General features: G+C 45.7%; 25 protein-coding genes and 1 other RNA gene. 6 read left to right on the top strand and 20 right to left on the bottom strand.

Going from position 1 to position 24430, the window contains the following annotated elements; genetic code table 11:
- The first annotated feature begins 84 nt into the window (after nt 1-84).
- Together fbaA and mscS are read left to right on the top strand one after the other, a co-directional pair.
- Nucleotides 85-1161 carry a class II fructose-bisphosphate aldolase gene (gene fbaA / locus ACKLNH_RS04325; RefSeq protein WP_413111012.1) on the top strand — a complete coding sequence of 359 codons (1077 nt, stop codon included), beginning with the start codon at nt 85-87 and terminating at the stop codon, nt 1159-1161.
- A 179-nt stretch (nt 1162-1340) separates the two neighbouring features.
- Nucleotides 1341-2225, top strand: a complete 885-nt coding sequence (mscS, locus tag ACKLNH_RS04320) for a small-conductance mechanosensitive channel MscS (RefSeq protein WP_413111011.1) — start codon at nt 1341-1343, stop codon at nt 2223-2225.
- Nucleotides 2226-2295: 70 nt separating this feature from the next.
- Here mscS and ACKLNH_RS04315 read toward each other — a convergent pair whose 3' ends face one another.
- The 15 genes from ACKLNH_RS04315 to ACKLNH_RS04245 form a co-directional block, all read right to left on the bottom strand.
- The gene (locus tag ACKLNH_RS04315) at nt 2296-3897 is read right to left on the bottom strand and encodes a putative bifunctional diguanylate cyclase/phosphodiesterase (RefSeq protein WP_413111010.1); all 1602 of its coding nucleotides are present in this window, start codon (nt 3895-3897) and stop codon (nt 2296-2298) included.
- Nucleotides 3898-3972: 75 nt separating this feature from the next.
- Nucleotides 3973-5052: a tetratricopeptide repeat protein gene (locus tag ACKLNH_RS04310; protein WP_413111009.1), complete on the bottom strand. Its 1080-nt coding sequence runs from the start codon at nt 5050-5052 to the stop codon at nt 3973-3975.
- An 11-nt stretch (nt 5053-5063) separates the two neighbouring features.
- Nucleotides 5064-6020 carry a type II secretion system F family protein gene (locus ACKLNH_RS04305; RefSeq protein WP_413111008.1) on the bottom strand — a complete coding sequence of 319 codons (957 nt, stop codon included), beginning with the start codon at nt 6018-6020 and terminating at the stop codon, nt 5064-5066.
- A gap of 2 nt (nt 6021-6022) precedes the next feature.
- Nucleotides 6023-7000 (bottom strand): type II secretion system F family protein, encoded by a 978-nt coding sequence (locus ACKLNH_RS04300; protein ID WP_413111007.1) that lies wholly within the window; start codon nt 6998-7000, stop codon nt 6023-6025.
- Nucleotides 7000-8343 (bottom strand): TadA family conjugal transfer-associated ATPase, encoded by a 1344-nt coding sequence (locus ACKLNH_RS04295; protein WP_413111006.1) that lies wholly within the window; start codon nt 8341-8343, stop codon nt 7000-7002. Before ACKLNH_RS04295 ends, ACKLNH_RS04300 begins: the two co-directional genes overlap by 1 nt.
- 3 nt (nt 8344-8346) lie before the next feature.
- The gene (locus ACKLNH_RS04290; protein ID WP_413111005.1) at nt 8347-9558 is read right to left on the bottom strand and encodes a CpaE/TadZ family protein; all 1212 of its coding nucleotides are present in this window, start codon (nt 9556-9558) and stop codon (nt 8347-8349) included.
- 9 nt (nt 9559-9567) lie between these two features.
- Complete coding sequence (locus tag ACKLNH_RS04285; protein ID WP_413111004.1) at nt 9568-10065, bottom strand: TadE/TadG family type IV pilus assembly protein; 498 nt, start codon at nt 10063-10065, stop codon at nt 9568-9570.
- On the bottom strand, nt 10065-10523 hold the full coding sequence (locus ACKLNH_RS04280) for a TadE/TadG family type IV pilus assembly protein (protein ID WP_413111003.1): 459 nt from the start codon (nt 10521-10523) through the stop codon (nt 10065-10067). Before ACKLNH_RS04280 ends, ACKLNH_RS04285 begins: the two co-directional genes overlap by 1 nt.
- A complete protein-coding gene (locus tag ACKLNH_RS04275; protein WP_413111002.1) occupies nt 10523-11800 on the bottom strand; it encodes a pilus assembly protein TadG-related protein in 1278 nt (425 codons plus the stop codon). The genes ACKLNH_RS04280 and ACKLNH_RS04275 overlap by 1 nt, the downstream gene beginning before the upstream one ends.
- Nucleotides 11801-11838: 38 nt before the next feature.
- Complete coding sequence (locus tag ACKLNH_RS04270; RefSeq protein ID WP_413111001.1) at nt 11839-12099, bottom strand: hypothetical protein; 261 nt, start codon at nt 12097-12099, stop codon at nt 11839-11841.
- Nucleotides 12100-12113: 14 nt separating this feature from the next.
- Complete coding sequence (locus tag ACKLNH_RS04265; RefSeq protein WP_413111000.1) at nt 12114-13556, bottom strand: type II and III secretion system protein family protein; 1443 nt, start codon at nt 13554-13556, stop codon at nt 12114-12116.
- Between the two features lie 11 nt (nt 13557-13567).
- Complete coding sequence (cpaB, locus tag ACKLNH_RS04260; protein WP_413110999.1) at nt 13568-14365, bottom strand: Flp pilus assembly protein CpaB; 798 nt, start codon at nt 14363-14365, stop codon at nt 13568-13570.
- A 5-nt stretch (nt 14366-14370) separates the two neighbouring features.
- The gene (locus ACKLNH_RS04255) at nt 14371-15696 is read right to left on the bottom strand and encodes an ATP-binding protein (RefSeq protein ID WP_413110998.1); all 1326 of its coding nucleotides are present in this window, start codon (nt 15694-15696) and stop codon (nt 14371-14373) included.
- A gap of 78 nt (nt 15697-15774) precedes the next feature.
- Entirely contained in the window at nt 15775-16296 is a 522-nt protein-coding gene (locus ACKLNH_RS04250; RefSeq protein ID WP_413110997.1) for a prepilin peptidase, read from the bottom strand.
- A gap of 35 nt (nt 16297-16331) precedes the next feature.
- Complete coding sequence (locus ACKLNH_RS04245) at nt 16332-16505, bottom strand: Flp family type IVb pilin (RefSeq protein WP_413110996.1); 174 nt, start codon at nt 16503-16505, stop codon at nt 16332-16334.
- A gap of 533 nt (nt 16506-17038) precedes the next feature.
- Between ACKLNH_RS04245 and ACKLNH_RS04240 the strand changes: the two genes are divergently transcribed.
- Nucleotides 17039-17755, top strand: a complete 717-nt coding sequence (locus tag ACKLNH_RS04240; RefSeq protein ID WP_413110995.1) for an SIMPL domain-containing protein — start codon at nt 17039-17041, stop codon at nt 17753-17755.
- Nucleotides 17756-17798: 43 nt separating this feature from the next.
- On the opposite strand, the gene serA is transcribed toward ACKLNH_RS04240, so the two are convergent.
- The 5 genes from serA to zapA form a co-directional block, all read right to left on the bottom strand.
- On the bottom strand, nt 17799-19028 hold the full coding sequence (gene serA / locus ACKLNH_RS04235) for a phosphoglycerate dehydrogenase (RefSeq protein WP_413110994.1): 1230 nt from the start codon (nt 19026-19028) through the stop codon (nt 17799-17801).
- Nucleotides 19029-19264: 236 nt separating this feature from the next.
- Nucleotides 19265-19924, bottom strand: coding sequence for a ribose-5-phosphate isomerase RpiA (gene rpiA, locus ACKLNH_RS04230; RefSeq protein WP_413110993.1), 660 nt, complete (start codon nt 19922-19924; stop codon nt 19265-19267).
- Nucleotides 19925-20014: 90 nt separating this feature from the next.
- Entirely contained in the window at nt 20015-20611 is a 597-nt protein-coding gene (locus ACKLNH_RS04225) for a 5-formyltetrahydrofolate cyclo-ligase (RefSeq protein ID WP_413110992.1), read from the bottom strand.
- A gap of 43 nt (nt 20612-20654) precedes the next feature.
- Nucleotides 20655-20836: non-coding RNA, 6S RNA (ssrS, locus tag ACKLNH_RS04220), on the bottom strand.
- 1 nt (nt 20837) lies between these two features.
- Nucleotides 20838-21140 carry a cell division protein ZapA gene (gene zapA, locus ACKLNH_RS04215; RefSeq protein WP_413110991.1) on the bottom strand — a complete coding sequence of 101 codons (303 nt, stop codon included), beginning with the start codon at nt 21138-21140 and terminating at the stop codon, nt 20838-20840.
- Between the two features lie 219 nt (nt 21141-21359).
- Here zapA and ACKLNH_RS04210 point away from each other — a divergent pair, with 219 nt between their 5' ends.
- Genes ACKLNH_RS04210 through ACKLNH_RS04200 form a run of 3 tightly spaced genes read left to right on the top strand, consistent with a single transcriptional unit; the run spans nt 21360 to nt 24346 of the window.
- Nucleotides 21360-21923, top strand: coding sequence for a UPF0149 family protein (locus ACKLNH_RS04210; RefSeq protein ID WP_413110990.1), 564 nt, complete (start codon nt 21360-21362; stop codon nt 21921-21923).
- A 28-nt stretch (nt 21924-21951) separates the two neighbouring features.
- On the top strand, nt 21952-23121 hold the full coding sequence (gene ubiH, locus ACKLNH_RS04205) for a 2-octaprenyl-6-methoxyphenyl hydroxylase (protein ID WP_413110989.1): 1170 nt from the start codon (nt 21952-21954) through the stop codon (nt 23119-23121).
- 19 nt (nt 23122-23140) lie between these two features.
- Nucleotides 23141-24346, top strand: a complete 1206-nt coding sequence (locus tag ACKLNH_RS04200) for an FAD-dependent oxidoreductase (RefSeq protein WP_413110988.1) — start codon at nt 23141-23143, stop codon at nt 24344-24346.
- Nucleotides 24347-24430 lie beyond the last annotated feature (84 nt).

Here is a 24430-nt window from a genome sequence, read left to right as displayed (position 1 = left end):
GATCTGCTTTTTATAGAATAGCGACCAAGCAAACGATTGCAACGTGTGAGTAATCACAGACAACAAGTAAATAGGACTATTGTCATGTCTAAGATCTTCGATTTTGTAAAACCGGGCGTTATTTCTGGCGACGACGTTCAGAAAGTATTTGAAGTAGCAAAAGAGCACAAATTTGCTCTTCCTGCGGTTAACGTAGTTAACACTGACTCAGTTAACGGCGTTTTAGAAGCTGCTGCAAAAGTAAAATCTCCTGTTGTTGTTCAGTTCTCTAACGGCGGCGCTGCGTTCTTCGCAGGTAAAGGCGTTAAGATGGAAGGTCAAGGAGCACAAATCCTTGGTGCAGTTGCTGGTGCGAAATACGTACACGCAGTAGCTGAAGCGTACGGTATTCCAGTTATCCTACACACTGACCATGCAGCGAAGAAGCTTCTTCCATGGATCGACGGCCTACTAGATGCTGGTGAAGAGTTCTTCGCTCAAACTGGCAAGCCTCTATTCTCTTCTCACATGATCGACCTATCTGAAGAGTCTCTGGAAGAGAACATCGAGACTTGTGGTAAGTACCTTGAGCGTATGGCTAAGATGGGTATGACTCTTGAGTTTGAACTAGGTTGTACTGGCGGTGAAGAAGACGGTGTTGATAACACTGACATGGATCAGTCTGAGCTATACACTTCTCCTGAAGATGTTGCATACGCTTACGAGAAACTAAGCCCAATCAGCCCACGTTTCACTATCGCTGCCTCTTTCGGTAACGTACACGGTGTTTACCAAGCAGGTAACGTAGTACTGACTCCAACTATCCTTCGTGATTCTCAAGCATACTGTGCAGAGAAGTTCGGAATTGCGCCTAACGCTCTGAACTTCGTATTCCACGGCGGTTCTGGTTCTACTGAAGCAGAGATCAAAGAGTCTATCTCTTACGGTGTTATCAAAATGAACATCGATACTGATACTCAGTGGGCGACTTGGGATGGTGTTCGTCGTTACGAAGCTGAAAACCGTGATTTCCTACAAGGTCAAATCGGTAACCCAACGGGTGAAGCTGCGCCAAACAAGAAGTTCTACGATCCACGCGTATGGCTACGTGCTGGTCAAGCGTCAATGGTTACGCGTCTAGAAAAAGCCTTTGCTGACCTAAACGCGATCGACGTACTGTAATTTAGTTTTACAGTCTGATTGACAGATAAAGCCTCGTCGATGACGAGGCTTTTTTTTGTCTTGCTGCTGTTAAATTGCTAATTAGGTGTTCGCGGTTTGTAAAAAAGTATTTATACTCCTTATGATTACGCTTGCGCGATTGCGCTAGCCTATGATGTTTTTTATCAGGGAGTATATTTATGAGTGTGGAGTCTGCAGCGGATCAAGTCGTTGATACGCTAGTAAACAATGAGTTGACGGAAGGGGTACTGGATGCTGGCACTTGGGTTGTAGATAATCAGGAGTTGCTGATTAGCTACGGCGTGAATATTCTGTCAGCGATCATTATTCTTTTCATTGGTAATATCTTTACCAAAGCGGTCTCTCGCGGTGTGGCTAGAATACTGCGTAAACGGGATCTTGATGAAGCGGTTGTCGAGTTTATTTCAGCGTTAGTGCGTTATCTGTTGTTCACGATTGTGTTGATAGCGGCACTTGGCCGAATTGGCGTGCAGACGGCATCCGTGGTCGCGGTGATTGGTGCCGCCGGTTTAGCGGTCGGTTTGGCACTGCAGGGGTCGTTATCTAACTTTGCCGCAGGGGTAATTATTGTCGCGTTTCGTCCTTTTAAGTCAGGGGACTACGTTGAGGTTGCCGGAGTATCTGGTGCCGTTGAGTCAATTCAAATATTTTCGACGGTATTGAAAACACCAGACAACAAGATGGTGGTTGTGCCGAATGGTAGCGTTATTGGTAGCCCGATCACTAACTATTCCCGTCATTATACTCGGCGGATTGACTTCGTTATTGGGGTGTCTTATAGCGCCGATCTGCAAAAGACGAAGCAAGTCTTGGCTGATATTTTGTCGCGTGATGAACGGGTTTTATCGACACCTGAACCGATGATTGGTGTAACGGAGTTGGCTGATTCTTCGGTTAACTTTGTTGTTCGACCTTGGGTTAAAACAGAACAGTATTGGCCAGCCTATTTTGATTTGCTACAAGCGATTAAAGAGGGCTTAGACGCCGAAGAGATCGAAATACCTTTCCCACAAATGGATGTGCATCTCGATAAGTCCGCCTAATGTTTAACGTGAGCACCTTAGAGGTATTGCCGCTTAAGGTGCTCACTATGTCGTTCCGGTTTTAAGCCGCTCAGAAGTCGACAGCGATACGTTTTGATTTATTTAACCATTGCTCGAATTGTTCTGTTGGCATTGGTTCAGCAAAGAGATAGCCTTGTAGAATCTCACATCCAATCGATTGTGCTTGCTTGATATGTAGCTCTGTCTCGACGCCTTCAGCCACCACTGGCACATGAAATTTCTTTCCAATAAATTGAATGGTCTCGACAATAATCTGGTGTTGCGGGGTATTATTACGAATAAATGAATGGTCAATTTTTATTTGGCTAAATGGCACATGCGCGAGTAACGCAAGAGAGGATTGTCCCGTTCCAAAGTCATCCATACTTAATATTACCCCTATTTCATGCAGGGATATAATGGCACGCTGCGCTTGTCGACAACTGGCGAAGGCGATATTTTCGGTTAACTCTAATGTAATTTTATCTGGCGGCAGTGCATAGTCGCTAAGGCTGGTTTGGATAAAATTACAGAAATTCTCATCTTCGAGATCACGAATAGAGATATTCAGTTGTAATTGAAAGTCATGTCCTTGTTGTCGCCAACGCTGAAAATCTTTAAATGCGTGCGTGAAAACACGACGCGTTATCTGGCGCATCAGTGGTGTTTGTTCTGCAAAAGGTACGACTTCGCTAGCGGGCAAAATCTTACCCGATGGAAGGCGCCAGCGAATTAATACTTCAGCACCAAATAAACAGTAACCATGGCTATACACCAAAGGGTGATAGAAAACCACAAACTGATCGGTATTGAATGCTGAATTTAGTTGTGCATTTATATCTAAGTTGTTGTTTGATATCGCTTTCATCCCAAGACGATAAAAGATGTAACTGACGCGAGTCTGCCGCGCGTAATGCATGGCGATATTGGCATGCTGTAAAAGCTGTTCAGCGCTCTCACCATCAATAGGGTATTGTGCAATGCCGATGTGGGAAGAGAGAGAGATGTCAGTATGTTCAATTCTAACGGTTTCTGACAGCACTGTTGCGAGCTGTTTTCCTTGCCTTGCTGTATCCACTTCATTGCTGTTGTCTATAACAACAGCAAACTCATCCCCTGCGACGCGTGCAATATAGGAATTTGGCGAGTAAAGGGTGATCTGTTCAGCTAACTGTTCTAAGAGCCTGTCTCCCGCGGCATGGGATAAGACGTTATTGACCTGTTTCAAATCTTCAAAATCGATCAGCAAGATAGCCAACTCTTGATGTCGGGATTTTGCGTTTTTAAGCTTTTTGTCTAGTTGCTGCAATAAGTGGTGGCGATTTGGAAAACCAGTGAGTGGGTCATGATCATTATAGTGCTGAGTTTGTCGTTGGAATTTGGTAATAAATTGTGTTGCAGATTGGCAAACATAAAGAAGGGTATAGATAATTGTGCCACCAATAAACAAGAAGAGTGCAAGCTTGAAATCGAGATAGAGATGATCATTTTTAAGCGCGAGGTAGCCTAATTGAGTTGCATAGCTAAATAGGAATATGAGCATCAGTGTCGTCAGTAAACTAAAGGGTAATGTGGGAGCCTGACGTTGAATTTTTTGCGCCGGTGTAATGGATGCAAATACCAGCAGCAAGCCTGCTAAAACAAGGCAGACATTGATGAGCTTGAGAGTCATAACTCATGGCTCCTTATGAATGGAGGCATGAGGCGTAACCTCATGCCCCAAAGGCAAAAAGTGGTTATTTAGTGTTTATTCGATGCGGTTATCAATAGCGTAAACGGAAGATTGAAACTGGTTATTATCCCAAGTCTTACTGGCTTTTACTCTGGGGCTTTCAACTTGTAGTTGTTTGGCCTGCGCTAAGTTTTCTTGCGCAGTAATATAATAAGTAGGGCTGGCATCAATGGCTTTTTGTAAGAAGTGTATGGCGGCTTCATAGTCACCTTCCAGCATGGCAAAGTAGCCGATATCATTGTATGCGGCTTCAGGCTTCATCGCATGTTTCAAGGCACCATATGCGGCGTTATATTGCCCTTTTCTTATGTAAATCAAACCCAAGTTAGACCATGCTTTGTCTGATTGTGAATTTAATTTAGTGATGCGTTTATAGATATTTTCGGCTTGATTGAGATCACCATTCATATAGAGAGAATAGGCGTAGTTATTTAGTAGCTTTTCGTCTCGTGGCTGTTGGTTTAAACCGAGCTTATAGAGTTTTTGCGCATCGAGGTGTTTTGTTTCTAAGTCACAAATAACCCCGAGGGCATTGTAGGCATTTAAAGGGGATTGAGCGTCAATGAGTAGGCGCGTATTTTCATCTTCTATTTGCTCCGCCTCAACCGAGTTGCTTTGGCGCTTTTGATCAAGCACGATGGCTTGCGTTAGGCTTGTTTTGGCGCTCTCTTTATTACCTAGTTTTAGTTCTGTGTTGCCAAGCGCTGTTAAATATTGGCTATTGTTTGGATTGGCGAGGGAGGCACGCTCATACGCTAACCTGGCAAGGTCATAATTGCCGCGTTGTTGGTGGATATAACCGACTTTATAGTAAGCGATGTCAGCCTCTTCTTGAGAGGGAAAACTTAAGGCTCGAATGTATTCATACAGGGCAAGATCGGCATCTTGTGCTAAATAGGCTTGATCACCCCGCGCGATGGCCTCCTGTGGTGAAGCAGGAGGGAAGTCGCCACTCAGCCCCAGCGTTGATTTTCCGTCATACAGTTCATGATCAAAGCCACTAAGCTGGGTTTGTTGGTCTTCGGTGGTGGCGCAGCCTGCTAAGATGCTCAGTACGCCACCAATAAAAACGAATTGTTGAATTTTTTTATTCATAATCAGATGTCCTAATTGGAAAAGTAGGCGATAAGTCCCAAAATACCGGGGCCGACTGCCACGGCGAAAAAGCCCGGCCAAATGCATGTCACTAGCGGGAAAATCATTTTAGTACCAATTTTTGCTGCTTCTTCTTCTGCTTTTTGCATGCGTTTGTCACGCAAATCTTCAGCGTATTCTCTCAGTGTGTCGGCAAGACTGGCACCAAGGCGAATAGATTGGCTGACGACACTGACTAAGGCTTGCAACTCGTACATGCCAGTCCGAGCAACGAACTGTTTTAATGCGGTAGGAAGGTCCATACCAACCCGCATTTTTTGGCATACCAAAGAGAGTTCATCGCTGAGTTCAGGCGATAGGGCGCTGATCTCTTTTGCGACTCTATTTAACGCGCTATTAAAGCCAAGCCCTGCTTCGGCACTAACAATTAATAAGTCGAGCGCATCAGGAAAAGAACGAGAGAGGCGTTTTATGCGTGCAGTTGCTTTTTTGTCTAGAACGTAAGAGGGAAGCAATGAACCGAGCCCCGCCCCCATTAGCATATAAAAGGCAACGGTTTTTAGCGTTGTATCAGAAGAGAAATAAGCCAACAGGCCTGCGATGCCCATCATAATAACGGCACTTAAGAATTTTATCGCATAAAATACTTTTACCGCAGAGGTTGAATGGTAGCCTGCATGCATGAGTAAAGCGGTAGTCGTTTGGCGTTCTGCGTGGGAACGAGTACCCACATATTTGTCCATTGACTCTAAGGTATGGGTTAGTTTGTTAGCGTCGTCCTTGCTTTTCGCTTCCGTATTGGACAGGTTCTTCATTCTGGACTTTATTGGGTTAGCCAGCGTAGTCGCAAGATAAAATAGCGCCATAAAAAACAGCACGGATGATAAAAAGATGGCACTCAAGGTGATAAAGCGTGTGCTGTCATCACCAAATGCACTGTTGCTTAGTAGTTGTGAGATGAAGTCCATGATTACACCTCTATGTTCAGTATTCGGTTAATCCAAATCAGTCCTAGCGTCATCAGAATACCGGTTGTGGCGAGCAGTTTGAGTCCGACAGGGGATTCAAAAAGGAGGTCAAGGTAGCCGGGTGTGGTGAAGTAGAGCATGATAAACAAGCCGAAAGGCACCATCATCAGTATCTTCGCGGATAGACGCCCTTCAGCAGAAACACTGCGGACTTTACGTAAAAGTCGAAAGCGGCCGCGAATAACATTAGAGAGTTTATCGAGCGTTTCAGACAGGTTTCCTCCCGTCTCTTTTTGAATGATAACGGCGCTATTAAATGCCATGACGCTGATGGTTGGATTTCGATGTGCAAAATTGGCGAGCGACACCTTGAGGTCGACCCCGTAACTGAGTTCGATGTACACCTTTCCAAACTCTTCGGCGATGGGGGAAGGCATCTCTTCACTGACGGTTTTCATTACTTCGGTGAAGGGATAACCAACAATTAATGCGCGGCGCATCACTTCCAATGCCTCGACAAACTGTTCCTCAAAAAGATTGAGGCGCTTTTCAATTTTCCCTTTTAACCAAAAGTAGAAAATAGCCACTAAGATAACCGGTATCGCTAGGGCGATAGGAATGCTCTTGAAAACAAACAGTGTAGCGAGCATGGCAGTAACGGACAGTAGAGTAAGGCTAATAATGACCTTGTAGGATTTCCATTTTAAACCTGCAAAAGAGAGCTTTTCACTGAGAGTTTCACAAAAGGGTAAGCTCTCTAACTTTCTTTCTAATGGACTTAAACTGTCCAAATAGCTCTTTCTTATCAAGGACTCTTGAGCAGCAAATGATTCCGATTGTTCAATTTCAATCAGTTTACGTTTTAGCAGCCGCGAACGGTCTGCCCGTAGCCCACTCGCACCAATTAGAACGGTCTGAGATAACAGCACAGCGGCAATAAACAAAAAGACAAAGAAAACAATTAGGGTGTGTTCAGACATTAGAACCTCCTTTCACTGCCGGGAACAGAGAAATAGGAATAGGGAATGTCGATTCCCATGCGCTTGAAGTTTTCGATAAATGAAGGGACATTACCAGAAGCGACGTAATTACCGATAACGTTGCCATTTTCATCGAGTCCTTTGCGCTTAAAGTGAAATAGCTCAGTAAGGGTAATCACATCCCCTTCCATTCCATCGATTTCGGCAATACTGGTAACGCGACGTTTGCCATCTTCCATGCGGCGCAATTGCACAACGATATTTATTGCCGATGAAATCTGTGCTCGAATATTTTTGGCCGGCATGTTCCAACCCGCCATGGCAAACATATTTTCAATGCGGCCGATAGCATCGCGTGGCGTATTGGCATGAATTGTGGTCATCGAACCATCATGGCCGGTATTCATCGCCGCAAGCATATCAACGGCTTCCGCGCCTCGCACTTCCCCAACAACAATGCGGTCTGGACGCATCCGGAGTGAGTTAATGACCAGCTCGCGCTGAGTAATGGCACCGCTGCCTTCAATATTAGGGGGACGAGTCTCCAGCCGAATTACGTGTGGTTGCTGAAGCTGAAGTTCGGCGGAATCTTCAATGGTGATGATGCGTTCGGTTGGGGGAATGAAGCCTGAGCATATGTTTAAGGTCGTGGTTTTACCTGACCCCGTTCCGCCCGAAATGAGCACATTGAGTCGGCCTTTAACCACTGCCTCTAGAAAGTGACCAATTTCAGGGGTTAGAGTACCAAATTCAATTAACTGTTCCATTTTTAGTTTTTCAACAGAAAAACGACGAATAGACAGTGATGGCCCATCAATGGCCAATGGAGGGATAATGGCATTGACCCGAGAACCATCTTTTAAACGTGCATCGACCATCGGTGAGCTTTCATCGATGCGCCGCCCGACCATAGAGACGATGCGGTCAATAACATTGAGCAGATGCTCGTCGTCGCGAAACGTCGCCCCCGTTCTTTCTAGCTTCCCTTGGCGTTCAACGTAGATAGTCTGGCTACCATTGACCAAAATATCAGAAATACTGCTGTCCTTGAGCAGCGCTTCTAAGGGGCCTAGCCCGAGAATTTCATCGCAGATATCTTGAATTATCGTTTGTCGAGTTTCTGCATTTATTGGCAGGTTATAGCTCAATAGCAAACTCGACGTGGTTTCAGCGATCTGCTTCGCGGCTTCGGTTTTGCCAATTTGTTCCAGTTGTGACAAGTCTAACAGTGTGTAAAGCTGCTCGAGGGTTTGTTTCTTAAGACTACGGTACTTTTCATCTTGCGGTGTCGACTGCACTCCCGTGCCCACTTGTTTTTCTGGTACATTTTTTGACAAAAACATTCCTTATCTCCTCTTCCCGCTGAACATTTTCCAAAGGCTTTTTTTATGCGATGTTTTTTTGCCTTGTATGTGATCGAGCAGTTGTTGTATGTCTTTGATGATGTAGCTTTTAGAAAAGTGTGACGCCAGCGGCTGCGCTAAATCAGCAGAGGCGGTCACGCTGCAATAGTCGTTACTAACGGTGAAAACTTTGTTGAGCCCCAATGTTTGTTGTATCTGTTTTACGTCAATGTTCTCTTTTTTACAGTAACGGTTAATAACAATTTGAATCGCTTCTTGCCTTACCCCTAAGTACTGTAATTGTTTCAGTAGTTGTGCTGCTTCCTTTAATGAAGGGATGGTTTGCTGAACCACGATAAAGACAAACTCGGCTTCATGTAACATAGAGCTGAAATGGCGTTCTAGGCCTCGAGACATATCCAAAATAACGTCTGAGTATTTTTGACGTAACTTTAATTGGAAGTCATATAGCTCGTTTGCTGATAAGGGGGGCGTATCATCCATAAAATGCGCTTGGCGGTTGGTGATAAAGCGTAGCCCTGACTCGTGTAGAGAAAGAAAACCGTCTAGTGCATAGTCGTCAATTTCTTCAATTTGTTGGATAGCATCTTGCAGCATGTATTTTGGTTTGGCTGCTAGAAGATCTGCGACACAGCCGAACTGGGAATCAGTATCGACAAGCACAGGCGAAGACTCATTTTTAAGTGCCATCATGTGTGCGAGGGTCGTTGCAATGGTGGTGGCGCCCATGCCCCCTTTAGAGTTAATCACGGCACAGAGCCGGCCTAGTTGGGTATTTTGCTTCTTGTCGATAGCGATATCACGCAGGATTTCGTCAATTTCATGTTCATCAAAAGGAATGACGAGGACATCTTTGATGCCGAGCTTGAGGGCTTGGCGCATTAGGCTCGTTTCCGCTTCTTTGCTGATTAGAATGACATTAATTGACGGGTTGCAGCTATATAGGTGCTTTACTAACTGTTGCCAGTCCAATTCGGCATCGATAATCGCGAAATCGGCGTGTTCTATTTGGGTGCTGTTTAACGCATGGCTGTCGGCGCTACAGTGCAACGTAATATTTGGCCAAGTCGAAATGTAGCTGCTAAGACTTGAGATAAAGCTCTGCCCTTCGGACAATATCAAACCGCTCAACTTGGCTGCTAATGGCTTCTTAATCTGTTCCCCCGTAGAGGGAATGACTTTTAAATTGTTCATAATACGTCCTTAGCAGTCGGTGAACCCTGTCCGGTGTACGCCTAAACTTTCTCTGGGTAAGACAGTTCTGAAATTTTGTGACGAGATTGGACCGAAATTAATAAAGGGAATCATTAGGTTGATTGTGAAATTATTGATGGTAGCTTCAACAAACTCGATCTGATCGTAAATACTTTCTTGAGTTAGGTCGCCAGTGACGGCATTGCCGTTACTGTCGAGGTAACGAATATTGAGATTGCCAGAAGTGAATCCAGCGACATTGACATTGTTCATAACCGCGCGACTAATAGCGTCGGCTTGCTCTGTGGTAGTGACTTGGCATACGGCAGCCAAGCGCGCTGCGCGCCGGCTGGTTTCATTCATAACATGCCAAGAAAAATACAGACGGCCAAACTCTATCGTGGCAAATAACAAAATGAAAAAGAGGGTGGCGATAAAGGTAAACTCTACAGCCACTAAACCGTGTTGATGTTTTCGAGAGGCGTGAGAAGGAAGTCCGTACCGCATCACAATATCCTCATTTGTTGGCTGGCAATCAAGTTAAATGAAAGAGAGAGATCTCGATTACTGAATAAGTTCGGTAGCGCTGACATGATAGGTTGATAGGGGTAGCGAACCTCGACATTTACCACGTTGCCATTTAATGACACAGTGACATGGTCAGCACTTAGGGTTGGAAGCCAGCTTGTGCCTGAAGCAGCTTCGCTACCATACAACACGATGTTTTTTGCGGTGGTAATATTGTCACTTGATAGGGTATAGACCCCAGTACTGCCAGTCCCAACAACATTAACAAGATAACGTGCACTGTTACGCGACAGCTTTTGGACTTGGGTGTGATAAAAGAACGCTCGACCCAACTCCATAATAGCGAAGAGAAGCAGCAGCAATAGGGGTAAGATAATGGTCATTTCAACCATCGCTAATCCACGCTGCTTTCTTTTTTTGGATAAGAAACGTTTCATTATGAGTCCTCACTGTCCGGGTCTTTGAACAGTACAATACGGTATGGACCTTCAGCGTCAGGTGTTAGCCCAGCATGACCGGTGCTAACCCCACACTCTTCTATAAACTCACCAACAATCCATGAACTGTTGCCGCCGCCACTATTTCCGTTACCGCTTGTGCTTGCAAGGTTGGTTTCGCTGACGGGTTGACTAAGAAAGAAGCACGCCAAAGTGGTTAGCGGGACATTAAGGCGCCCGCCGCCAGCATCATTGGTGGCTTCACAATCGATAACAGGGACAACGATTTTACGACGATAGTTACAGTTGCCGTTGGCTTCACATGCGGTTTGGTAGTCGTCATAGTCGAAATAATTATCAGGTATGTTGGCAACGTAATTGGTGCTGCCATCACTTCCTTCTTGTTCTAAGACAGTGATGGGGGTATTAAAGGTTGGGATTGTATCGGGTGGATAAATGTCGCCAGTATCTCGTAGTGTACCTGTGGTCGGCGTGGCAAAGCGTGTATCGATCGCTTCAGATGGACCAACCATGTTGCCTGGCTCTGTTGTCACACTGCTGCCATCACCGTAGAAAGCACAGATGTCGTACCCGCCCGCTAGCGCGTAGCGGTAGTCGTTAGCACCTGCCATTAGGTTTCCATCTTCGTCATACAGTGCGATGGCCTGAAAATTGCCTGAGCCGATATCATCATTTTGCCCGGACGCTTTTAATACATGCACTGAGCCTTTGGTGAAACCTGTACCATTGAGTAAGCCCCCACTTGTCGGGTCGGTCTCATCGCCAGCACAGATACTAATTGGTACCACATTACAGCTTGAGATGACGGTTGTGCTTGGTCCGGATACAGCGGAGGCGCGGGCGGCGAAATCGAGATTAAAAATACGCACAAAGAACTCATTCACATCTGAGTTTTCAAGCCTGACCCGTACATAAGGTGCGTCGGCTCCTCCTCCATTAGAAAAGGGAAGGCTATCTGAAAACTCATAAATGGGCGTAGGCAGATCAAGGTTGTTGTTGCCATCAAGTTGCATACTGTCTGCCAACAGTGCATTAGCTGCTGCGATAGCGGCGGCATGATCCCCGCCAGCATCAATGGTTTGCGCAGCGGTGAGTGCTGCTGTATCAGCCAAATTTTGTAACTTGCCTTTTGAGGTGATCAGGTTGCCGACATCTAATGCCATAGCAGCAGCCCCCAATAGAACCGCAATCGAAATCGTGGCAAAGACTGCAACGACACCCCGCTGTTTAGCGGGGTAAAAAGGTCGCGCTTTCATAATCACACCTCTTTCTTTTAATAAATGATGAGATATCATCAATTAACATCAGCAACAATATTGGCCTCTTTGGCTTCAGTCGCTTTGTCACCACTCTCATAATCAGAGATACTTTGATATGCCTGACTACCCCTGCGTGACGGTATCGTGTCGGGTACTTGCAGTTCTGCTTGCTTATCAACCGTTTGCAAAGAGATGAGCTGTTGCCTGCTGTGGCCTAGCTCATAAGTATCTGCACACCCAACGGCAAATAGACTGATGCTGAGGGTGAAGGTCGTAATGGGGTTACGTATCATCATTATGGCTTCCTTCTTTATAGACTATGACCAAATTGACCTTCTGCACCGCTCTCTCCTGCTGGTGCTGGAGCGGTTGTCGCTTGAGCTGCATGACTTGATTGAGTGTCACGCTCTTCTAAGCGACTCATCTGTCCCAAAAGGTAGTATTGCCAGTCATCTGGTTCGACAAACGCATCAGTCGGCAGCTGTACATCTTGTTTGCGGATCGGTTTAACTAAGCGTGGGGTGACCAAGATAACTAGCTCAGTCTCTCCTTTTCGAAATGACTGGCTACGGAACAGTTGTCCCAACAGTGGAATATCACCAAGCCCAGGCAGCTTCTCAACGGAGTCGGTAATGTTCTCGCTTAATAAGCCAGCAATGCCGATGGTTTGTCCGTTGCCTAGTTCGACGGTGGTTTTAGCATTACGTGTCGCTAATGCAGGAACAAAAAATTGCGTTTCAGTATCACCGGGCAAGAAGCTGACACTGTTAGTGGTGGTGATATCGCTGACTTCGACATTCAAGGCTAAATTGATGTTGTCAGAGCTAAGCACGGTAGGTACAAAGCTTAATCCGACCCCAAACTCTTTAAATACAATAGTGATGCCATTTTCATCTGGTACTGGAATGGGGAATTCACCACCGGAGAGAAACTCTGCAGATTCACCACTCAATGCGGTAAGTGTTGGTTCAGCCAATACTTTGGCCAGTCCATTGGTTTTAGCAATACTGAACGCGGCATTAAATAGGGTGTCACTGCTAAGGAAGCTGGCGAATAGCCCTTTATCTTCTATCGTTGGAATTGCTGAGACGATTTCCCCAGTGACTGGCACGGCTCCACCACCGCCATTCGCGGCTCCGAGTATCCAGTTGCCGTCGGCGGCAGCGAGAATAAAGTTGGAGTCAAATTCACGGATTAGAGAGCGTTTTACTTCAGCGACGGTGACTTCAAGCATGACCTGATGTGATCCGCCAACACTCATCATATTGATGATATTGGTAGGATCATCGGTAAAGGTGCCAGCAATCTCGACAGCCCGTGAGACATTATTGCTGTCAGAGACTTCCCCGCTTAGTACTAAGCGGCTTTGCGAGGTATGCACAGCGATGGATTCGTTAGGCATAAACTCATATAGCTTGGCTTTGACAGCGTTGATGTCGTGCGTTACCTCAACATCCATGACAGTAATCAGGCGATCCTGAGCGTCCCAGATGATCACATTGGTGGTACCGAGAGATTTACCAAGTACATAAATTTTATTGGTGCGCATAATCAGAATGTCGGCGATGTCTGGATTACCAATTGAAATTTTCTTCGCGCGGCCCGGAATTTCAATCAAACGAGACTTATTGTATGGCACCGTAATATTTTCTGTTCTAGAGACAGCAGCCCAAGCTGTCACACTGCATAATGCATAGAGCGTAAGAGCGATAATTGTTATCCCTAAGGATGAGAGTCGTATAGACCGAGACATGTTATTTCCCCTTATATTTTCACTTTAACGCGACTTGATTCCGTGCCTTTTATAATCGTTACCTGCTCTGTTGTTGGTCGGTAAGAGCGTCGAACAGGTTTATCCTCAGTTTTTGGGTTGCGCAGTGCTAATTGCAATTCGCCTCTCGATTGTGCATTAACCAGTGTAATGACCTGTTCGGGCTTCAGTTCTAGGGTTACTGCTCGCACGATGATCGGACTGGCATCATCTGTCCGCGCAGTCTGATCCACGGCGAGAATTTTCACCCGCTTTAAAACGGTAGAGGCATAACCCACGTCGTCTTTTGAATAGATAACATCGACAAAGTCACCTGGCAGTAAGAACCCAGCCACACCAATGACATCGTTGACGCGAATGGTGATTGCTCGCATATTAGGCTCGATCAAAGCAGCAAGTGTTGTGCCTTCTCCCGGCTCAGCGATGCGCTCGGTGCGGATTAAATCATCGACAAATAACTCACTGTCGGCCAGCTTACCAATAACATCTTCCGTGCTGGAGTAGCCCATTGTTTCAACCAGTTCGGTCGGGTAATCTTTCATTTTTAAGTGCTTAGCTTGAATCTCCGTCCCTAAAGGGATGTTTTGTGCCGCGACTACCCGTGAGACTGTCGGAATTTCTTCTACTACCGTGATGGTTTCAATTTGCGGCTCTATGTTTTGTGATGTCGCTTGCTCATTGGTTTGTAGTGACTGTTGCTGCTGTTCTAACCAGTTATTGGCAAAGTAAATTGCAGCCGCACCCATACCTATAGAAATCAAAAACATAAGTAGTAGTTTGGTTCGTGCCATGATTATTACTCCTTGTGATGCTCATTGATTTCATCGACGAAATAGCTTTGCCATGCACTGTCTATTAATGCAGTGGTGACGGTGGGTGGGTGTCGGTGAAAGTCGATTTGGTTCTTGCACATCAGTGATAAGTCCCGCGGATAGCAGGGCAATAGCGGGATATCAAAGCGGCGGTGCAACGTGTGTGTAATGTAGTCAATGGATTCAGGGCCAATACTTAGGCCGTGAGATTCACAGCCAGCACGCCATAACTGTTTGTAGTCGTTACTGCTAACGGGCTTAAATTCAATTTTGTAACCAATGCGCCGCAAGAAGGCATCATCAGCGAGCTTTTTAGGGTGAATATTGGAAGAAAAGACCAATACCTGCTCAAAAGGGATTTTAAAGTGTTCACCACTAGAGAGGGTGAGGTAATCAATTTTTTCTTCCAGTGGAACGATCCAGCGATTCAGTATGCTATCGACAGAGACGCGTTGTCGCCCCAAATCATCAATGATCAAAATACCGTTGTTGGCTTTCATCTGTAGTGGTGCCAGATTGATATTTCGAATCTGATCAACGCTGATTTCAAGCATATCGCTGGTTAACTCTCCGCCAACGACAACTTCGGGTCGCTCGCAGAGAATTAATCTGGTGTCATTGCCATCCGAAAGTAATAAGCGGTTATGTTGTTGCTCTACCGGATGATGCAAAATAGGGTCAAAGACTTGAATAATCTGATTATTGACATAAATGGCATAAGGGATATATACCGGCGTATTGTATAAGCGAATCAACCTCTTAGAGATGTAGGTTTTCCCGGTTCCCGGTAGCCCATAGATGAAAATAGCACGACCAGAGTTAAGAGCAGGCCCTAAGAGGTTAACAGTGTCAGCGGATAGAATGACATCGCTAAGTGCCGCAGAAAAGGTGTCAGGGGAGAGCTCTTCTTTTAGTTGGGCTTGATGCGTGATCAACTGACGATACAGAGAGAGAGAGATGGGTGCGGGTCCTAAATAACCATCACGTTGTAGTTCAAGCTGGGCAATTTGTCGCCCTTTTTGGGTTAACGTGTAAGTTAATGAGGTGGCGCCAAATTGACTTTTGACTTCAAGTAACGCATCCGTTTTAAGTTTGCGAACGATCTGTTCGATAAGATTACCCGGTATTGCAAGCTTATCCGATAATTGGATAACATTTGCTTCGATACTTTGTTGTAAATGCTTTAACAAAAGCGCCTCAAGCAGGCGTTCAGGCACATCCAACTCAGAGAGCTGAGTGGGTTTTCGCCACTGTTGTGGTGTTTGCCCATTATCGCTGGGAGGTAAAATAATATCGTCAGCCTGAGACATGGTTCATCCTAAACAAAGTTAAGGGGATTAAACTCTTTTTATGAAGACAAGCAATATATCCAGTCTAATCTTATGAATTTAAATCAATATCACTAAAGATAGCGTGGCGAGAAAGATACTCCCTGCCATGGGTATTGCACCAAACTGGTATGTGGAATTGTTTTTTTTCGCCAGATTAGTGCGAAAATAAAACAGGTAGTACCATTTAGCATATAAGGCTTTGATTTTACCGTCATAGCAGAGTTTTAAAATGCACAGGCAACCACTTATTACGAGTGAGAGTGCGATTAATAAAACAATGCCATTTATTCCCACAAAGGCACCCAAAGCGGCGAGTAATTTTGCGTCGCCGGCGGCAAAAATACCGACAGAATATAAAGCAACAGAAATAATCAGCCCCACCAGACACCCCAACAGGGCTTCTTTAATGCTTACGGGGGCTAAACCATTTAGGGGTAACATGTCAGCAGAAGTCAGGATAGAGAGTGACAAACCGCCAATAAATGTCGCAATCACATAGCGATTGGGAATTTTATTGTGGATGATGTCATAAATTGCGATATAAAATAGCAATGTATATATCCCGACCTCTGCATTCATGTTGACCACCTCAAAACGGCATCGGCATTTCGTCGTTATTCAATCGTTGTTCTTAATTCATCGATTTCATTCTCAACCGCGTTACCTAAGTTTTCGAAGGCAACGGCTAGACCGCCCACAATCAATGCACCAGCGACAGCATATTCAACGGTGGTTAACCCTTCTTCATCTTTTAGAAAAGCAGTGATTTTTTGCTTAAGTGACAACATGGTATTTCTCCTAAACACAAGACTTCAATTAAACAGGGTGAGGAAGCAAGTTAGATGTTATATATGCATCAGTGCTGCTTTCATGGTTAAATATAGGCTATACGCAACAGTGCGCAATACGACTTTTCAGCTGACAACGAATTATCTCATGTTTGAGCCAGGCGTCTTTTATTAGTGACTTATAAGGAAGGCATTGCTGTATTTATTTTACGTATTGTTATTAGTTATTAGCGACTTATCACTGGTGTCAAAGATAAGATAAAAAGTGATAGGTTGCGGTTAGAATCAGTGCTGCCGAATAAACTGTTTTATAAGCCTTTGTAAATTTTAACTTAATTTATTTGTCAGGATTGACAACGATATAAGAAAATAGAGTAACGCACTGAATTTATATGGAGATTTATTCTATTGGTGGCCCAAGCTTGTGTTCAGTTCAACAATTCAGCATTTGAGCGCGTGCCGAGTTTGTTGCGAAAAACGCTTTAGTTTTAGTGCTATATTCGTGTGACTACCAGTAAATGAAGATAGGAAAAATGAGAATAAAGAATCTACTTATATGCCTAGCCTTGTGTTTACCTGTCGCAGGTTATGCACAACAACCTGACTTTGCACATTTAGAGGTACAAGGTGCAGGGAGAGTCGTGATAAAGCCGGATCGGGCCCTGTTTAGCGTAGAAGTGCGGAAGCTGGCAGACAGTGCGGCGGAGGCAAAAATGGCCGCAGATCAAGCAACGACACAATTTGTCGAACGCTTGCTGGCATTGGGGCTGGATCGAGAGCAGATAAAAAGTGCTAACCTGCAGCTATACCCTGAGTATCAATATGATGAGCAAAGACAGCGTCAACAGGTAGGGTATAGGGCTAGCCGGCGTATTCGGGTCGAAAGCATTATACTAGAGCAACTCAATACATTACTTAATGCTGCATTAGGGGATGGCATCGATGTGATTTCGCAGGTGGCGATGACTGTGGCAGATGAACAACCGTATATTCAACAAGCTCGACAACAAGCCATTATCGATGCACAAGACAAAGCAAAAGAGATTGCTGCTGGGTTCGGAATGCAACTAAATGGTGTATGGCGAATTCAATACTCACCAGCGTCAGCAGCCCCCATTATGCGCGCGATGGCAATGGATACGTTGGCAGCTTCAGGTCCGGAAGATGCTTCGTATCAAGACACAGGAATCACAGTCTCTGACCAAATATCAGTCATTTTTAAACTGTTACCAGAAAAAGAGAGCGAATAGAAAAGCAGGGCTTGAAGACACCTCAAGCCCTGAAGTTGTTTGATTAATGCAGAATTCTCGCTCGGATGGTGCCATCGATGAGTTTAAGTTTATCTAGTGCCTCGACAGAGCGTTCAGTTTCAATATCGATAACCACGTAACCTATCTCTGCACCTGTTTGTAGGTATTGTGCAGCGATATTAATGCCTTCTTCGGCAAAAATGGTGGTAATTTGATTCAACATGCCCGGGCGGTTCTCGTGGATATGTAAGAGACGCGAGCAATCTTTGTGTTCAGGCAGTGACACTTCAGGTGTATTGACGGCTGACAATGTAGACCCATTATCTGAGTACTTCACCATTTTTCCAGCCACTTCAAGCCCAATATTCTGTTGTGCTTCTTGTGTTGAACCACCAACATGCGGCGTTAGTAACACATTGTCGTAATGGGTGAGTGGTGATGTAAAGGGATCGTTATTTGTTTTAGGTTCAACGGGGAAGACATCGACAGCAGCTCCAGCAATGTGTTTACTTTCTAATGCGCCACACAGTGCATCAATATCCACAACGGTGCCGCGAGCAGCATTAATAAATACCGAGCCAGGTTTCATGCGGGAGAACTCTTCAATACCGAACATGTTTTGGGTTTCTGGTGTCTCAGGCACATGTAGAGAGATAACATCACACTTATTGAGAAGTTCACTCATTGAAAATACCTGAGTTGCGTTACCCAGTGAAAGTTTATTTTCAATGTCGTAGAAGTATACGCGCATCCCAAGGTTTTCCGCCAAAATGCCGAGTTGAGTACCAATATGGCCATAACCAATGATGCCGAGCTTTTTACCTCTTGCTTCAAAGGACTGATCCGCTGATTTAAACCAATCTCCGCGGTGGGCACGGGCATTTTTTTCAGGGATACCACGCAGAAGGAGAATGATTTCGCCTAACACCAATTCAGCGACAGAGCGTGTGTTAGAGAAGGGAGCATTAAACACCGGAATACCGCGCAACATTGCAGCGTTAAGATCGACTTGGTTGGTACCAATGCAAAAACAGCCGACGGCGACCAGTTTTGATGCATTAGCAAACACATCTTCTGTTAATTGGGTGCGCGATCGAATGCCAATGAAGTGGGCATCTTTAGTGGCTTCAATCAGTTCTTCTCCCGACAGTGACCCTTTGCGGTAGTCAATGTTGTTGTAGCCTGCGGCTTTAAATATTTCAACCGCTGATGGGTGAAGTCCTTCGAGAAGAAGGATCTTAATTTTGTCTTTGTCGAGAGAAAACTTGGTCATGTATTTATCCTTAAATGCCAGAATCTAATTAGAACATCTGTTGTCCTTAACTTAACGCAACCGTTATTTTTGTTATGCCTTGACATATCATTTTGTTGCGCGTTAACGGTTGTGCATAATCAAAATAACAAAAATGGCGCAATGATGGTAAGAATTTTACGTAATAAAGTAAAAAAAAACGGCACATCAGTGCCGTTTGTGGTCTTTATTTATCAATTATTGATTTGATATGGGCATTATTTGGTTTTTTTTACTACACCTTGAGGTGTGCCCATCAGCAGAACATCGGCACCACGAGCGGCAAAAAGTCCATTGGTTACTACCCCAACGATAGCATTGATTTTTTCTTCCAATGCCTTCGCATCGATAATGGCTAAGCCATGCACATCAAGAATCACGTTGCCGTTGTCTGTAGTAACGCCTTCGCGATAGACGGGATCGCCACCCAGTTTAACCAGTTCACGTGCAACGTAAGATCGCGCCATTGGAATGACTTCGACAGGCAAGGGGAATTTACCCATCACATCAACGTCCTTAGTATTGTCGACAATGCAAATAAAGGTCTTGGATATCGCGGCAACAATTTTCTCACGAGTTAGCGCAGCCCCACCTCCTTTGATCATGTCAAATTCAGGGTTGATCTCGTCAGCACCGTCGACATAGATGTCTAGGCTTGCAACGTCGTTCGCGTCAAAAACTTCAATACCGAGTTCCTTTAAACGCTCGGTTGAGGCAACTGAGCTAGAGACAGCCCCTTTGATTTGATCTTTAACGGTATCAAGCGCATCAATAAAGTGGTTTACTGTAGAACCGGTTCCCACACCCACAATGCTACCAGGTTGTACATATTCCAATGCAGCCCAACCTGCTGCTTTCTTCATTTCGTCTTGTGTCATTACCTTCTCCAGCGCGAGGTGAATTAGTTTCGCGCGAATTATAACTGAGTGAAACGTTTTCGTCAGCGATATTTGTGGTTAACAGCTTGTTTAACGTAGGGGAGGCCAGTGCCAATGTTGGCTTGGTGTGAGGATGTTTGACAGGGGAATGTCCCAGTGTTGCTGAGTGAGAGATTCAACATACTGGCAGTCGTGCGCTAAACCAACTCGATGTGGTGACGCTGATTGGGCGTAGGGAGCCAGTGTGCGATCATAATATCCCCCGCCCATTCCGAGACGGCTACCATATTGGTCAAATGCGACTAGAGGGGTGCAGATGATGTCGAGTTGCCTGACAGGGATGACACTGTTTTTGTCTAAGCGTGGTTCACGAATGCCATATTTATTGGTCGTCATTACCGTATGACAGTGGTAGTGAAGGAACAAGAGGCGGCCCTGACTAAAAGGATGCAAGACAGGCAGGTAAACCTGTTTCCCTTGTTGCCACAACCAATCTATCAATAGCGAAGGATCGATCTCACCATCACTGGCTAAGTAGAGTGCAATGTGTTTAGCATGGCAGAATAGCCCAGACTGTTTCGCTTGATGATGGAGCGCTTGCGCGGCTTGTTGTTGGCTCTGCACCGAGAGTTGACGTCGAGCTTGTCGTATCTGTTGGCGGATAGTGTGGTTATCCGATGGACGCATATTCCCTTCCTTTGCATCAGGCAATGCCTTATTGCCAGAGGAGGAGTACCCCAGAGTGCCGTTGCAAATTGTGGCCCTTGAACCAGATGTTCAAGGTGGACCAACAACACCAACCGTAGGCTTCTCAGTCGGGCTGAGCATGCTCAATAGCTGATTAAAGTCAGTCCTAATTTATTGCTTATCGGCTCGGGGACGTTAATTCGCTGACGTGCACCCCAGGGTAAAGTTATAACTTGATACTGTTTTGTAACGCGTTATTCAATAGTGCATCAAGCTTGCCTAATCGAGATGACATATCCCATTCTCCCGATTGGCGTGCCTTGCGCTCATCTTGAAGCTCATGGCAAATATTCAGTGCAGCAAAAATAAGTAAATGCTCTGTGTTGGTTACTTTAGTGCGTTGCGACAACGCCTGCAAGCGTTTTTCAAAATCCAAAGCGGCCTCCTGAAGCGCTTGCTCCTGGCCTTCGGGGCAACTGACTTTTAATGTCTTGCCCATGATTTGAATTTCAACTGCTTGAGTGCTCATGCTTTTTCGCTCCCGCTAGCGTCCAATGTCTGCCGCGACTGGGGAGACTATAGGAAAAGCCACAACAGGAATCAAGAGGAAGAGGCCTGGATTGTGATTTTTCAGTACTGACTTATCACGAATTGACCATCTTGTTGCATTCCTAGCCAGCTGGGTTAGCTTGGCGATGGGGGAAGTGGTAGCATGAGGGATTCATAAAATAGAAACAGAGAACCAACGATGAGTGAAATTCAACTGCCGCATTTTATCGCATTAGAGTCCAGCTTACAGCAAGATGGGCTACCTGTATCGCCATCTGAACTGCAAGGACTGTTAGTTGGGTTAATTTGTGCAGGGCATGCTTTCGATGATTTGAGTTACATCAATGCTGTCGCTGATTTTGCTAATGAAGGAAAAGCGCTGTCTGATGCTGCCAGCAATACGGTTCAATTGGTGTTTAACATCGCGGTTAAAGAGCTTACCAGCGATGAACTGGGGTTTAGTCTGCTGCTACCGGACGATGACGCGACATTAATTGAACGTGCTGAACACTTTAGTGAGTGGGTGAGCGCATTTTTAAGTGGTATGGGGTTAATGGATCTGAAAGCTAAGTCACTGTCTGACGATGTGAACGAAGCGCTAGCAGATTTACAAGATATTGCTCAACTGGGGATTGATGATGAAGATGATCTTGATGAGCAAGCACAACTGTTTGAGCCGGTGGTTGAACATGTGCGTATGTGTGTGATGACATGTTTTGCAGAGTTGGGTCAGCGAACGACTAACCCACCAACCATGCACTAGATCTATCGTTTGTTTCAAGGAGGAGAGGATGACGCAATATGATATTGTGATATCCGGCGGCGCCATGGCAGGTGCCACATTAGCACTGGCGTTAGCCAATCAGTGCCCAGCGTTATCGATTGCAGTCATTGAAGCGCAGTTACCTACCCAGACATCATCAGGGTTTGATGCGAGAAGCATTGCCTTAGCCCACGGTTCAGTAGCAAAACTCAAAGCGTTAAAATTGTGGCATTTGTTGGCTGATCACGCCTGTCCAATTATGCATATACACGTGTCAGATCGTGGTCATGCAGGTATGACGAGGATTCATGCTAATGAAAGGCATGTTGATGCATTGGGCCAAGTGGTGGAGTTAAGCCATGTTGGTAAGGTGTACCATGCGTTGATGGCTCAAACAGAGAACATTACTTTTATTGCCCCAGATGCCGTGGTGGCTATAAAAGCTTATCCCGACCAACTCACACTGACATTGCAGAGTGGCGATGTGCTGTCGGCGCGTCTACTAGTAGGGGCTGATGGTGGTCAGTCGACAATTGCACAGCTACAGGGATTACGTTCCATTAATCAGGATTATTCCCAAACGGCGATCATTGCCAATGTAAAAACGTCAGTGGCCCATCAGGGCTGGGCATATGAGCGATTTACTCCGCATGGGCCAATTGCGTTGCTACCAATGACTCAAGAAAGAAGTGCACTGGTGTGGTGTGTAAAAAGTAGCGACGCGAACACATTAATGGCGATGCATGATGATGACTTTTTGCCGTCTTTACAAATGGCGTTTGGTTGGCGTTTAGGCGCAATGACTCACGTCGGGCAACGAACGTGCTATCCCTTGTCCCTCAGCTATCATCCCCAGGTTATTCATCACCGAACCGTGTTGGTGGGAAATGCGGCACAATCGTTACATCCGATTGCAGGGCAAGGGTTTAACCTCGGTTTGCGCGATATTGCAGCCTTGGTTGATATTGTGCGTACTGAATCGGAACCATTAGGCAGCAATGCACAATTGCAGCGTTACCAGCTTGCAAGAAAGGCAGATCGAGAAAAAACAATCAGTCTAACGAGTGGACTTGTTAGTCTGTTTTCAAATAGCGCGCCCCCTTTAATCGCTGCGCGTAATTGGGGGTTAATTGCAATGGAGCAGTGTGGGTGGTTACAAGCTCCATTGGTAGAGCAAACGCTTGGCTGGAGACGTTAAGGTGATAGGGAGTTAGGTAATGATACAGCAAGTCGATATCGCTATCGTTGGCGGCGGGATGGTTGGTTTAGCCTTGGCGGCGGCATTGGCTGAGGCCGATATTAGTGTCGCCGTGATTGAAGCTCATCCTCCTGTTGATGCAACGCTTAATCAGAGTGGATTGCGGGTGTCAGCGCTGAACCGAGCGAGTCAGCGCTTTTTGTCTCATCTTGGCGTGTGGGGTTCGCTTGCCGAACAGGGGGCGGCGGCTTACACCAAAATGCAGGTTAAGGAGCAAGACAGTTTTGCTCATATCACCTTTAATGCGTCCAATCTTGGTGAGCCAAATTTAGGGCATATCGTCGACAATCAGTTGGTTAGACATGCCTTATGGCAAAAGGTGTCGCAACAGGACAACGTTACGGTAATCGCACCAGCGCGCTGTTTACAACTCGCCATCAATGAACGTGACGCTTATGTGTCGCTTGATCAAGGATGCACGTTGAGTGCGCGACTGGTTGTTGGTGCTGATGGCGCGAATTCATGGGTCAGGCAAGCACTGAATGTGCCATTAACCAGCTGGGATTATGGTCATCATGCCTTGGTGGCAACGGTGCGTTGTGCTGAGGCGCATCAGCAAGTGGCTCGACAGATCTTCCGTCCGGAAGGTCCGCTGGCATTCCTTCCGTTGCACGATAGTCACTTATGTTCGATTGTTTGGTCATTGCCACCCGAAGAGGCTCAAAGCGCTATGGCGATGCCTGAGGTGGCGTTTAATCAAGCGTTAGCCGTTGCTTTTGATCATCAGCTAGGCTTGTGTCAGCTTGAAGGTGAGCGGCAAGCTATTCCATTGCGTATGCGTTATGCGCGAGACTTTGTCAGCGCACGTAGTGTTCTGCTTGGTGATGCGGCGCATACGATCCATCCATTAGCGGGGCAAGGTGTCAACTTAGGTTTGATGGATGCCGCTGCGTTAGCGCAAACTTTGCAGCAATTAATTATGCAAGGTGAGGACATTGGTAGTAAGCGGTTGTTGCGTGAGTTTGAACGTTGGCGTAAAGCGGATGCAGCACAGATGATTGCCGCAATGGAAGGGTTTAAGCAGATATATGCTGGATCTCATCCATTGAAAAAACTTCTTCGTGGGGCGGGAACGGTGGCGGTTGAGCAGTGCGCGCCATTAAAAGATCGTTTGATGCGACAAGCGATGGGGTTAACGGGGGATTTGCCTGAGATGGCTCAGTAAATACGCGGTGAAATGGTAGGGATAAAGAGTGAGCATGGTCTGTAATTTTGTTCTAGATGATTTTTTTTGTTTGCGCACCGAAGT

Origin of the sequence: Thaumasiovibrio clandestinus (assembly GCF_047250365.1) — a bacterium.
GTDB lineage: Bacteria > Pseudomonadota > Gammaproteobacteria > Enterobacterales > Vibrionaceae > Thaumasiovibrio.
Note: the sequence above shows the minus strand (reverse complement) of the source record. Positions and strands in the feature narration are given on the sequence as shown.

Bases quoted from the DNA above. Each gene is read 5' to 3' on its own strand.
- fbaA (WP_413111012.1), top strand. From the start codon at position 85: ATGTCTAAGATCTTCGATTTTGTAAAACCGGGCGTTATTTCTGGCGAC.
- mscS (WP_413111011.1), top strand. From the start codon at position 1,341: ATGAGTGTGGAGTCTGCAGCGGATCAAGTCGTTGATACGCTAGTAAAC.
- ACKLNH_RS04315 (WP_413111010.1), bottom strand. From the start codon at position 3,897: ATGACTCTCAAGCTCATCAATGTCTGCCTTGTTTTAGCAGGCTTGCTG.
- ACKLNH_RS04310 (WP_413111009.1), bottom strand. From the start codon at position 5,052: ATGAATAAAAAAATTCAACAATTCGTTTTTATTGGTGGCGTACTGAGC.
- ACKLNH_RS04305 (WP_413111008.1), bottom strand. From the start codon at position 6,020: ATGGACTTCATCTCACAACTACTAAGCAACAGTGCATTTGGTGATGAC.
- ACKLNH_RS04300 (WP_413111007.1), bottom strand. From the start codon at position 7,000: ATGTCTGAACACACCCTAATTGTTTTCTTTGTCTTTTTGTTTATTGCC.
- ACKLNH_RS04295 (WP_413111006.1), bottom strand. From the start codon at position 8,343: ATGTTTTTGTCAAAAAATGTACCAGAAAAACAAGTGGGCACGGGAGTG.
- ACKLNH_RS04290 (WP_413111005.1), bottom strand. From the start codon at position 9,558: ATGAACAATTTAAAAGTCATTCCCTCTACGGGGGAACAGATTAAGAAG.
- ACKLNH_RS04285 (WP_413111004.1), bottom strand. From the start codon at position 10,065: ATGCGGTACGGACTTCCTTCTCACGCCTCTCGAAAACATCAACACGGT.
- ACKLNH_RS04280 (WP_413111003.1), bottom strand. From the start codon at position 10,523: ATGAAACGTTTCTTATCCAAAAAAAGAAAGCAGCGTGGATTAGCGATG.
- ACKLNH_RS04275 (WP_413111002.1), bottom strand. From the start codon at position 11,800: ATGAAAGCGCGACCTTTTTACCCCGCTAAACAGCGGGGTGTCGTTGCA.
- ACKLNH_RS04270 (WP_413111001.1), bottom strand. From the start codon at position 12,099: ATGATGATACGTAACCCCATTACGACCTTCACCCTCAGCATCAGTCTA.
- ACKLNH_RS04265 (WP_413111000.1), bottom strand. From the start codon at position 13,556: ATGTCTCGGTCTATACGACTCTCATCCTTAGGGATAACAATTATCGCT.
- cpaB (WP_413110999.1), bottom strand. From the start codon at position 14,365: ATGGCACGAACCAAACTACTACTTATGTTTTTGATTTCTATAGGTATG.
- ACKLNH_RS04255 (WP_413110998.1), bottom strand. From the start codon at position 15,696: ATGTCTCAGGCTGACGATATTATTTTACCTCCCAGCGATAATGGGCAA.
- ACKLNH_RS04250 (WP_413110997.1), bottom strand. From the start codon at position 16,296: ATGAATGCAGAGGTCGGGATATATACATTGCTATTTTATATCGCAATT.
- ACKLNH_RS04245 (WP_413110996.1), bottom strand. From the start codon at position 16,505: ATGTTGTCACTTAAGCAAAAAATCACTGCTTTTCTAAAAGATGAAGAA.
- ACKLNH_RS04240 (WP_413110995.1), top strand. From the start codon at position 17,039: ATGAGAATAAAGAATCTACTTATATGCCTAGCCTTGTGTTTACCTGTC.
- serA (WP_413110994.1), bottom strand. From the start codon at position 19,028: ATGACCAAGTTTTCTCTCGACAAAGACAAAATTAAGATCCTTCTTCTC.
- rpiA (WP_413110993.1), bottom strand. From the start codon at position 19,924: ATGACACAAGACGAAATGAAGAAAGCAGCAGGTTGGGCTGCATTGGAA.
- ACKLNH_RS04225 (WP_413110992.1), bottom strand. From the start codon at position 20,611: ATGCGTCCATCGGATAACCACACTATCCGCCAACAGATACGACAAGCT.
- zapA (WP_413110991.1), bottom strand. From the start codon at position 21,140: ATGAGCACTCAAGCAGTTGAAATTCAAATCATGGGCAAGACATTAAAA.
- ACKLNH_RS04210 (WP_413110990.1), top strand. From the start codon at position 21,360: ATGAGTGAAATTCAACTGCCGCATTTTATCGCATTAGAGTCCAGCTTA.
- ubiH (WP_413110989.1), top strand. From the start codon at position 21,952: ATGACGCAATATGATATTGTGATATCCGGCGGCGCCATGGCAGGTGCC.
- ACKLNH_RS04200 (WP_413110988.1), top strand. From the start codon at position 23,141: ATGATACAGCAAGTCGATATCGCTATCGTTGGCGGCGGGATGGTTGGT.